The 372-nt window shown below is 57.3% G+C and carries 1 protein-coding gene; it reads left to right on the top strand.

From position 1 onward, the window contains the following. Positions 1 to 372 (top strand): IS3 family transposase (locus tag FHK95_RS19980; protein ID WP_150306379.1); only part of this gene is annotated, 372 nt, incomplete at both ends.

Raw genomic sequence — 372 nt, 5'->3', positions numbered from 1 at the left:
TCGAGTCGATCTGTCGCGTGATACAGATCGCTCCGTCTGGTTACTACCAGTATGCAGCCAGAGCGCGCCAACCCGAGCTACGAAGCGCACGTGCTAAGCAGGACGAGCTGTTGAGCGATGAAGTCCAGCGTGTCTGGGATGACAACATGCAGTGCTACGGCGTCGTGAAGGTGTGGAAGCAACTCAAGCGAGAAGGCATTCACGTCGCCCGATGTACTGTTCAACGGTTGATGCGCCGGCTTGGTCTACAGGGCGTTCGGCGCGGTCATGTGATCCGTACCACGATGCCTGATGAGAAAGCGGTTTGCCCGCTCGACAAGGTCCAGCGTCACTTCCATGCTGGTCGACCAAATCAACTGTGGGTCTCAGACT

The organism is Pseudomonas saliphila (genome assembly GCF_008638345.1).
Lineage (GTDB): Bacteria > Pseudomonadota > Gammaproteobacteria > Pseudomonadales > Pseudomonadaceae > Halopseudomonas > Halopseudomonas saliphila.
Note: the sequence above shows the minus strand (reverse complement) of the source record. Positions and strands in the feature narration are given on the sequence as shown.